This window comes from Halorubrum sp. Eb13, assembly GCF_002252895.1.
Classification (GTDB): Archaea; Halobacteriota; Halobacteria; order Halobacteriales; family Haloferacaceae; genus Halorubrum.
This window is the reverse complement of the sequence record NZ_NHPE01000122.1, coordinates 1-8887: the sequence shown is the minus strand read 5'-3', so window position 1 is coordinate 8887 and position 8887 is coordinate 1. Positions and strand designations below refer to the sequence as shown.

10 protein-coding genes are annotated in these 8887 nt (G+C 71.4%); 7 read left to right on the top strand and 3 right to left on the bottom strand.

All coding sequences use genetic code 11. From position 1 onward, the window contains the following. Positions 1-524 (top strand): DICT sensory domain-containing protein (locus DJ75_RS13620; RefSeq protein WP_275542310.1); only part of this gene is annotated, 524 nt, incomplete at its 5' end. After that, the gene (locus tag DJ75_RS13615; RefSeq protein WP_094524990.1) at positions 521-934 is read left to right on the top strand and encodes a disulfide bond formation protein B; all 414 of its coding nucleotides are present in this window, start codon (positions 521-523) and stop codon (positions 932-934) included. The genes DJ75_RS13620 and DJ75_RS13615, both read left to right, overlap by 4 nt. Before the next feature lie 33 nt (positions 935-967). Here DJ75_RS13615 and DJ75_RS13610 read toward each other — a convergent pair whose 3' ends face one another. Further along, entirely contained in the window at positions 968-1504 is a 537-nt protein-coding gene (locus DJ75_RS13610) for a multiprotein bridging factor aMBF1 (protein WP_094524989.1), read from the bottom strand. 143 nt (positions 1505-1647) lie between these two features. Here DJ75_RS13610 and aroA point away from each other — a divergent pair, with 143 nt between their 5' ends. Together aroA and DJ75_RS13600 are read left to right on the top strand one after the other, a co-directional pair. Further along, complete coding sequence (gene aroA, locus DJ75_RS13605) at positions 1648-3039, top strand: 3-phosphoshikimate 1-carboxyvinyltransferase (RefSeq protein WP_094524988.1); 1392 nt, start codon at positions 1648-1650, stop codon at positions 3037-3039. A 470-nt stretch (positions 3040-3509) separates the two neighbouring features. Next, a complete protein-coding gene (locus tag DJ75_RS13600) occupies positions 3510-4700 on the top strand; it encodes a TRC40/GET3/ArsA family transport-energizing ATPase (RefSeq protein WP_094524987.1) in 1191 nt (396 codons plus the stop codon). Here DJ75_RS13600 and DJ75_RS13595 read toward each other — a convergent pair. Together DJ75_RS13595 and DJ75_RS13590 are read right to left on the bottom strand one after the other, a co-directional pair. Continuing rightward, the gene (locus tag DJ75_RS13595; RefSeq protein WP_094524986.1) at positions 4697-5350 is read right to left on the bottom strand and encodes a hypothetical protein; all 654 of its coding nucleotides are present in this window, start codon (positions 5348-5350) and stop codon (positions 4697-4699) included. The genes DJ75_RS13600 and DJ75_RS13595 overlap by 4 nt on opposite strands. Next, entirely contained in the window at positions 5347-6105 is a 759-nt protein-coding gene (locus tag DJ75_RS13590) for a hypothetical protein (RefSeq protein WP_170938229.1), read from the bottom strand. Before DJ75_RS13590 ends, DJ75_RS13595 begins: the two co-directional genes overlap by 4 nt. Positions 6106-6264: 159 nt before the next feature. Between DJ75_RS13590 and DJ75_RS13585 the strand changes: the two genes are divergently transcribed. The 3 genes from DJ75_RS13585 (at position 6265) to DJ75_RS13575 (ending at position 8722) form a co-directional block, all read left to right on the top strand. Next, entirely contained in the window at positions 6265-7041 is a 777-nt protein-coding gene (locus DJ75_RS13585) for a DUF2103 domain-containing protein (RefSeq protein ID WP_094524985.1), read from the top strand. An 89-nt stretch (positions 7042-7130) separates the two neighbouring features. Beyond that, a complete protein-coding gene (locus tag DJ75_RS13580; protein WP_094524984.1) occupies positions 7131-7790 on the top strand; it encodes a metal-dependent transcriptional regulator in 660 nt (219 codons plus the stop codon). Between the two features lie 233 nt (positions 7791-8023). Continuing rightward, entirely contained in the window at positions 8024-8722 is a 699-nt protein-coding gene (locus DJ75_RS13575) for a LysE family translocator (RefSeq protein ID WP_094524983.1), read from the top strand. Positions 8723-8887: the final 165 nt, after the last annotated feature.

The following is an 8887-nucleotide window of genomic DNA, read 5'->3' as shown; positions in this document are numbered from 1 at the left end:
CGTCGGACGGGCGGGAGCCCGGCCCCTCCGACCGGCAGCGGGTCGGCGAGCCGATCCTCGACCACCTCGATGAGACGATGTTCACGTCCTACTCCCGGGAGGACATGGTCGCCGCGTCCCGGGAGATCGAGGACCGCGCGTGGCGCGTCGGCGACGGCGAGCTCCACGCCGGGTTCCAGACCCTCGACGTCCTCACCGGCGAGGCGGACACGTACGACCTCTTAGGCGAGAAGGAGCGGCTCAGCGTCCACGCGTACGCCGCGAACGAGGGCGACCCGCCGGACGTCGAACACTACACGGTCCACGTCGGGGAGACCGCCGAGATCCGCGAGACGTGGTTCGTCGCGTACGACGGCGGCGGCTACGACGACGCGAAGTGCGCGCTGCTCGCCGAGGAGCGCGCGCCCGGCGAGTTCTTCGGCTTCTGGAGCTACGACCCCGAGACGGTCGATTACATCATCGACTACCTGGCGGAGCGGTACGGGGGATCGGAGCAGACGGACGACGGCGGAGCGACGGTGTGACCGGCCGCCCCTCGGAGGCGACGGTCTGGCTGTCGGCCGCGACGCTCGTCGCGACGGTCGCGACCGCGGGGAGCCTCTGGTTGAGCCTCGGGCTCGGGCTCGCGCCCTGCGACCTGTGTTGGTACCAGCGGATCCTCATGTACCCGCTCGTCGCGGTGCTCGGCGTCGCGACGGTCGAGGCACGGCCGGCGGTCTCGCGAACCGCGCTCCCGCTCGTGGCTCCCGGACTGGCCCTCTCGGCGTACCACTCGTACCTCCAGGCGACGCAGGGACAGTGCACGCTCGGCGGTCCGTGCGCGACCGTTCAGTGGCAGAGCCCGTCCCTCGGACTCACGATCCCGAACCTCTCGCTCGTCGCGTTCGTACTGCTCGCGGTCCTGCTCGTCGGGATGCGGCTACGCGTCGAATAAGAGCGGAGCGGCGAACGCCGCGCGACGGTGTCTTCAGTCCTTCCGCTTGACCACGTCGCCGAGCGTCATCGTCCCCGAGTCGCCGCCGTCCCAGTCGGCGTCCTCGACGGACTCGCCCTCGACGAGCGAGATGTCGAGCGCCCGCTCCAGCTTCCGCTGGACCTCGTCGGTCGGGAGGGTGTCGCCGCGTTCGAGCTTGCGGATGAGGCTGGCCTTCTCGTTGAGCTGGTCGGCCAGCTCCTCCTGGCTGAGCCCGCGGGACTCGCGGGCGTTCCGGATCTGATCGTCGTAGTCGGTGGCGATCTCGTCCATGTCGTCGAACATGTCGCGCGGCCGCGTCGAGCCGCCCGAGGAGCCGCCGGACCCCGAGGCGCCGGACGACGAGCCTGAGGCGGACGACTTCCCGGTGCTCGAGCTCGTGGAGTACTTGCTGCCACCGGAGCCGGTGGACTCGTCGCGGACCTCTGTGCCGAAGTCCGTACACGAGCTACACAGCTCCAGTTCGGCGCCTTCGACCTTCGTCGTCGTCAGCGAGGCTTGGTCGGCGCCGCACATCTCACACTGGGGCATACGCGACGCTAACGCTCCCGGTGGTATAAAGGGTGCGCCGGGGCGCCGCGGCGGAACCGATCGACCGCGTCCGCGGCCGTTCGCCCCGCGACGAGTCGTGCCGCGTCCGGTACCGACTTGTCGCCGCGCCCGGCAGAGGTGGTATGGACGTCCACGTCACCAACTCGACCGTGCGGGGGACGACCCGCGCGCCGCCCTCGAAGAGCTACACGCACCGCGCGCTGCTCGCCGCCGGGTACAGCGACGGCGCGACCGTGCGGTCCCCGCTCGTCTCCGCTGACACGCGGGCGACCGCCCGCGCCGTGACCGCCTTCGGCGGCGCGGTCGGGCCGGAGTCCGGGAGCGACGTCGCCGACGCCGACACCGACGCGCTCGTCCCCGACGGCGCCGAGTCCCTCTCAGTCGACGGCTTCGACGGCCGGCCGGCGGTCCCCGACGACGTGATCGACTGCGCGAACTCCGGGACGACGATGCGGCTGGTCACGGCCGCGGCCGCGCTCGCCGACGGCGCGACGGTGCTGACGGGGGACGGGTCGCTCCGGTCGCGCCCGCAGGGGCCGCTCCTGACGGCCCTCACGGACCTCGGCGTCCGCGCGGAGTCGACCCGGGGTAACGGCCAGGCGCCGCTGGTTATCTCCGGGCCCCTCGCGGGCGGCGAGGTGGCGATCCCGGGCGACGTCTCCTCGCAGTACGTCACCGCGCTGCTGATGGCCGGCGCGGTCACCGACCGGGGGATCGAGATCGATCTGACGACCGACCTCAAGTCGGCGCCGTACGTCGACATCACGCTCGAACTGCTCGACGACTTCGGCGTCGAGGCGACCCCCGTGGGGGCCGACGGGGAGGCGCTCGACGGCGCCGCCGGCGCGGCGGGGTTCGTCGCCGAGGGCGGCCAGTCGTACGCGCCCGCCGGCGGGAGCTACGCCGTCCCCGGCGACTTCTCGTCCATCTCGTACCTCGTCGCGGCCGGGGCGGTCGCGGCCGGCTCCGGCGAGTCCGTCCGGATCGAGGGCGCTCGCCCGAGCGCGCAGGGTGACTCCGCGATCGTCGACATCGCGGAGCGCATGGGCGTCGACGTCGAGTGGGACCGCGACGAGGGGGTCATTTCCGTCCGACGTTCGGACCTCTCGGGCGTCGAGGTCGACGTGGGCGACACGCCCGACCTCCTCCCCACCATCGCCGCGCTCGGCGCGGTCGCCGACGGCGACACCCGGATCACGAACTGCGAGCACGTCCGGTACAAGGAGACCGACCGCGTCGCCGCGATGGCCGAGGAGCTGACGAAGATGGGCGCCGAGACGACCGAGGAGCCGGACGTCCTGACGATCCACGGGTCCGAGAGCGACCTGCGGGGGGCGACCGTCGACGGCCGCGCCGACCACCGGATCGTGATGTCGCTCGCCGTGGCCGCGCTCGCCGCCGAGGGCACCACGACGATCCGCGGCGGCGAGCACGTCGACGTCTCGTTCCCGGACTTCTTCGACGCGATGGCCGACCTCGGGATGGCCGTCGAGCGCGAGGGTACGGGCGAGTAGACGCGATATATAAACACCGCTAGACGGAAGCGGCGATTATTTATAAACGAACGGCGGTGCAGTGGCGCGTGCCTGCGAGGTCGCTTCGCGGCCGAGCAGCACGCGCGAGGGAGTCGCGAACGAAGTGAGCGACGAGGCTGGGGAGGTGTGAGGCTGCGGTGCGGTTGCGGGTGGATGGGACTCAAAGGGGCAGTCGCGAGGACGAAGACGGGCGATGCAAGCACCGCAGGGAGCGAGTGAAACGAGCGACTGAGGAGCGCAGCGAGCCCATCGAGTCCTCGCGACTGGGGCTTTGGAGGTGTTCACCGCCGATTCGCGGTCAACCATTTCCAACCGAGCGACTGGGGCTTTGACGTCATTCGCCGAGATAGCGACAGTCACTCTGATTGTCTATTTTCCACGATCTGACTCCCACGAGTCCCCTTCGTAAGACCGACGAGTACACAAACGCGCCGCGCCCACGACCCGGTATGGACGACATCGACGTCGAACCCGTGGATCGCGTCGAGGAGCCCGAGAGCGACGAGGACGCCGCGGACGACGGCGAGCACGGAGCCGGCGGTCACGAGACCGACGCCACCGACGCCGACCTCCCGGCCGAGACGGACGCCGCCACGGACCTCCCCGAGGGCGTCGACGCCCCCGAGTACGTCCTCTACGGCGGGAAGGGCGGGGTCGGGAAGACCACGATGGCGGCCGCGACGGGGCTCTCCTCGGCCGCGGGCGGCGTCCGCACGCTCGTCGTCTCGACGGACCCGGCGCACTCCCTCTCGGACACCTACGAGACGGACATCCCGGCGGAGCCGACGCGCATCCGCGAGGACATGCCGCTGTTCGCCGCCGAGATCGACCCCGACGACGCGATGGACGAGGGGATGTTCGGCGCGGACGGCGACCCCCTCGGCGGCATGGGCGAGATGGGCGAGGCGATGGGCGGGATGGGCGGCATGAGCGGCGCCGACCCGGACGGCGACCCCGACGGCGAGGAAGGAATCGGCTCGCTGCTCGGCGGGACGATGCCCGGCGCCGACGAGGCGGCCGCGATGCGCCAGCTGCTGGAGTACCTCGACGACCCGCGGTTCGACCGGGTGATCGTCGACACCGCGCCGACCGGGCACACCCTCCGGCTCCTCCAACTGCCCGAGATCATGGACTCGATGATCGGCCGCGTGATGAAGCTCCGCAACCGCTTCTCGGGGATGATGGACGGGCTCAAGGGGATGTTCGGCGCCGGGGACGACGAGGCGGACCCGACCGCCGACCTCGACGAGCTGCAGGAGCGCATCGAGCGCCTCCGGGCCGTGCTGCGGGACCCCGCACAGACCGACTTCCGCGTCGTGACGATCCCCGAGGAGATGAGCGTCGTCGAGTCGGAGCGCCTGGTCGCCCGCCTCGACGAGTTCGGGATTCCGGTGAACACGCTGGTCGTCAATCGCGTGATGGAGGGCGTCGGGGACGTGGCCGACGTCGACCCCGCGTGGATCGTCGAGCCGAACCCGGACACCTGCGAGTTCTGCGCGCGGCGGTGGGAGGTCCAGCAGTCCGCGCTCCGGCGTGCCACGGACCTGTTCCGCGGCCGCGACGTGAAGCGCGTGCCGCTGCTCGCGAACGAGGTCCGCGGCGAGGCCGCGCTGCGGGTCGTGGCGGCGTGTCTGCGCTAGGACCGTTCGTCTAACGCCCCGTACAGCCCCTCCCGGACCCGCTCCGCGACGCCCGTGAGGTGCGCCTGTCCGAACGTCGCCACGACCAAGGCCCCCACGGAGTTGTACATCAGGTCGAGCACGGTGTCGTCGAGCCCGAACTGGGCCAGCGGCATCGAGACCCCCGTCTCGTCGGCGACGATGTCGAGCGCGAACTCGAACAGCTCCCAGACGACGCCGAACGCCAGGACGACGACGAGGATGAAGACGAACGCGAACCGCGAGGGGATGGATATCTCGTCGCTGTGGAGGTCGATGGCCCGCAGCGTCGTGTACCCCGCGCCGGCGATCAGCGACGCCGAGAGCGCGTGGGTGAGGTGGTCCCACCACGGGATCTGTGCGTAGAACCACGCCGACCCGAGCGTGTGGAGTAACACCGCCGACGTGATCCACACGCCGAGCCACGGGTCCAGCGGGATGTCGTAGTTGCGTTCCAAAAGCGCCGGCACGAAGGTAACGAAGAGGCCGAGGCCGCCGTTGGTGATCGCCTTCGGTTGGCCGAAGACCACGCCGTACACCACGATGGCGGCGAGGAGGACCTGCATCCCCCTCGTGAGCCGGCGCTGGGTCCGTAGCGACGGGCGGGCGCGGAAGGCCCCGCGGACGCTCATCGGCGCACCACCCATCGGATGGCGCGACGCAGCCGCGCCCCGCGGCGCCGGAAGTAGGCGTCGAAGATGACCCCGGCGGCGGCGCCGGCCAGCGTCACGTACATCCACTCGATCATCAGCGCCTCGTTGGTCGTCAGGAACTCCGTGCCGAGCAGTCTGTCGGCGTTCCACCGGAGCACCGTCCACGCGGCCGCCGTCGCCATCGTCGCCAGCACGACGAACACGATCGCGAACCAGTGCGTGACCCGCAGCGTGGTGAACATCTGGAGTTCGACCGTGACGATCAGCGCGAACGCGGCGATCGCGAGGTACGTCGCGAACGTCCCGAGTTCACCCCCGAAGAGCGTGCGTACGAGCACCGGCAACAGCGCGAGTCCGAGGACCTCCCACGGGGGAATCACCCGCGGGTCCCGTGCCGCGACCGCCGGCGCGACCACGACGGCGGCGATGGCGGCGACGAGGACCATCGGAAGGAGGTCGGCCCCGAGCAGGCTCTCGACGAAGGCGCCGACGAGCACGGCCACCATCGACCACGCGACGATGGCGTTCGTCCGGCCGCTCTGAAACAGCCGCGCCAACCGGTCTTCGATGGCGTCCCCCTCCGGGCCGTCCGGTTCGTCGTCGGTCGGGTCTTCGGACTCCGCCTCGGCACGTTCGGACCCCGCCTCGGCACGTTCGGACTCCTCCCCGGCCCCCTCGAACTCCGTCCCGGTGTCCCCGTCCGCGGGGTCCGCCGGGGATCGGTCGGTGTCCATACCGCTCTTCAGGCGTGCCCCCACTAATATAGGTTGGCTCCGGGTCGCAGACCGACCGTCGCCGCGGCCCGGTCCGGCCGTCACTGCACCGGGGCGAACGGAGGCGCTCGCGGTGACGTGAACGGACGCGCTTTTACCCGCCACGCGCCTCCGTTCGATATGAACTGTCGGCGGTGTGGCACTCCGCTTCGCAAGCCCGGTGACTACTGTCTCACCTGCAACACCGCCAACGCCGACGCCGTCGTCGCCGAGTTCGCCGAGGACCGCGCGCGCCTGACGATGCTCGATGAGGACGAGGTCATCGGCGAGACCACGGTGACGACCCGCCCGGAGAGCGACGAGCAGCTCACCGAGATCCAGCTCCGCAACTTCGCCGGTCGGGTCGCCGACGAGATCCGCCGCAAGCGCCCCGACACCGTCTACGCGGCCGGGGCGCGCGAACCCCTCCGTGAGACGCGCGCGCAGGTCCACCACGAGTTCTACCGCGTCCCGGACGCGCGGACCGACGCGGGCGACGACCCGGACGCGACTCGCGGTCTCGACGTGAGCCCGGTCGTCTCGTGGGTGCTCGACCGGCGCGGCGACCGCGCGCTTGAGGTGGTCGAGACCCCGCCGCGCGAGAAGATCGGCGGCTCCCACTCGACGCTGATCGGCGACCGCAAGGGGCGGAAGGCGGTGAGCACGGTCGCGCAACACCCCCACGTCAAGAAGATCGTCCCGGGTCCCATCGACGCCGGGGGCACCGGCTCGCGGACCGGCCTCCGCGCGAAGGCGACGCGCGCCGGCACCAACGGGAACGTCCGGCTGCTCCTCCGCGACGGCTCCAGCGTGCAGGAGAACCGGATCGTCACCACCGCGATGGACCGCGAGACCGGCGAGCGCGTCCGCGAGGACCTCAACGAGGCGCTGCGGGAGGCCGAGCTCCAAGACGAGTGAGCGTCACCGACCGGAGCGCCGCGGACGCCGCTTCCGACCGCTCCTCACTCCCGGTAGGTATTTCAGCCGCGGGCCGCGATCGCTTATAAATGCTGAGCGACGTCATGGAGGACTACCTGAAGGCGATCTACGTCCTCCAGTCCGAGCAGGGGCCGCCCGTCTCGACGTCCGCGATCGCGGAGTACCTCGACAAGACCTCCCCGTCGGTGACGGACATGCTGGGGAAGCTGGAGGACCGCGGGCTCGTCGAGCGCGAGCCGTATCAGGGCGCGGAGCTCACGGCGGAGGGGGAGGCCGTCGCGCTGGAGGTCGTCCGCCACCACCGGCTGCTGGAGGCGTTCCTCGCCGACCGACTCGACTACGACTGGAGCGAGGTCCACGACGAGGCCGACGCCCTGGAACACCACATCTCCGAGGAGTTCGAGCGCCGCGTCGCCGAGGCGCTCGGCGACCCCGCCGTCGACCCCCACGGCGACCCCATTCCCGGAGCCGATTTGGAGCCGGTCGACGAGGGGAGCGGGCCGCGGCTCTCAGACCGCGCCGAGGGGGACCGGGTCGTCGTCGCTCGCGTCTCCGACCGCGACGAGGACGAACTCGACTACCTCGCCGACGCCGGGATCACGCCCGGGACCGAGGTCGAGGTCGTCGACGTCGCCCCCTTCGGGATGGTGACCGTGCGGACGCCGACCGGCGAGCAGAGCCTGCCGGCGGCGATCGCCCGGTCGATCCGCGTCGACGACGCGGACTGAGCCGCGAGCGCGGCGCCGACCGCGGCGCCGATCGCGGCTTGTCGGTCGCATCGCTCACCACACCCGTCCGTCGACCGTCGCGCTCGACACATCCGCTCGTCGACCGTCGCGCTCGACACATCCGCTCGTCGATCGTCGCGCTCGACACATCCGCCCGTCGGTGTCGGTTTTCCGACGCTGACGCTCATCGCTCCTTCGCGGACTTTTTCACGAAACCGACCGTTCCGAGCGGTGTGAACCTCCTCGTGACGCTCGCCGCGGGGGTCGTCTTCGGCCTCGCGCTCGCGGCCCCGCCCGGTCCGATGAACGCCGTCATCGCCGAGGAGTCGGTGCTGCGCGGTCGGGCCGCCGGCTTCCGGGCCGGGCTCGGCGCGGCGACCGCCGACGCGATCTTCTTCGTCCTCGCGTACCTCGGCGTCGTCGCCGTCGTCGACGCGCTCCCGCTGCTCCGCGCCGCGATGGTCGCCGCCGGCGGCGTCCTGATGCTGTACTTCGCCGTCGGCGCGGCCCGAGGCGCGCGCGCGTCATTCCGCCCGACCTCGGGCAACGAACCGGCGATCGAGGCGGGCAAGGGGTTCCGGAAGGCGCTGGTACTCGCGCTCACGAACCCGTACCAGGTGCTGTTCTGGCTCACCGTCGGCGTCGGCCTGCTGCGCCCCGGCGAACTCGACGTGCTGGCCCGACTCCCGGTCGTCGGCGCGGACCTCGCCGGCGCCTTCGTCGTCACTACCGGCTCCCCCGCGCTCATCGGCGGCTTCTTTCTGGGCATCCTGATCTGGATCACCGGCTTCCCCGCGGGGCTCGTCGCCGCCGAGAACCGGGCCGAGACGTTCGCGCCCCTCGTCGCGGTGGCCTCGGCGGTCGTGCTCGCCGGGTTCGGCGTCTTCTTCCTCTACGACGCGGCGACGACGCTCTCGGCGCTCGCCGCGTAGGCGGCCGCGCGGAGAGCGGGCGTCGCTCCCGACCGACATGGACAACGGCTTTGGCCCGCGGGCGCGACCGACCGGTATGTTCGACAAGTCCACGTGGATCAAGCTCCCGCGCAACGTGCTCGTCGGTCACGACGTGATCGACGACCTCGGCGCCGCGGTCGGCGA

What these genes read in the sequence shown, in the direction of transcription:
- DJ75_RS13610 (WP_094524989.1), bottom strand. Translation starts at nt 1,504, where the DNA reads ATGCCCCAGTGTGAGATGTGCGGCGCCGACCAAGCCTCGCTGACGACG.
- aroA (WP_094524988.1), top strand. Translation starts at nt 1,648, where the DNA reads ATGGACGTCCACGTCACCAACTCGACCGTGCGGGGGACGACCCGCGCG.
- DJ75_RS13600 (WP_094524987.1), top strand. Translation starts at nt 3,510, where the DNA reads ATGGACGACATCGACGTCGAACCCGTGGATCGCGTCGAGGAGCCCGAG.
- DJ75_RS13595 (WP_094524986.1), bottom strand. Translation starts at nt 5,350, where the DNA reads ATGAGCGTCCGCGGGGCCTTCCGCGCCCGCCCGTCGCTACGGACCCAG.
- DJ75_RS13590 (WP_170938229.1), bottom strand. Translation starts at nt 6,105, where the DNA reads ATGGACACCGACCGATCCCCGGCGGACCCCGCGGACGGGGACACCGGG.
- DJ75_RS13585 (WP_094524985.1), top strand. Translation starts at nt 6,265, where the DNA reads ATGAACTGTCGGCGGTGTGGCACTCCGCTTCGCAAGCCCGGTGACTAC.
- DJ75_RS13580 (WP_094524984.1), top strand. Translation starts at nt 7,131, where the DNA reads ATGCTGAGCGACGTCATGGAGGACTACCTGAAGGCGATCTACGTCCTC.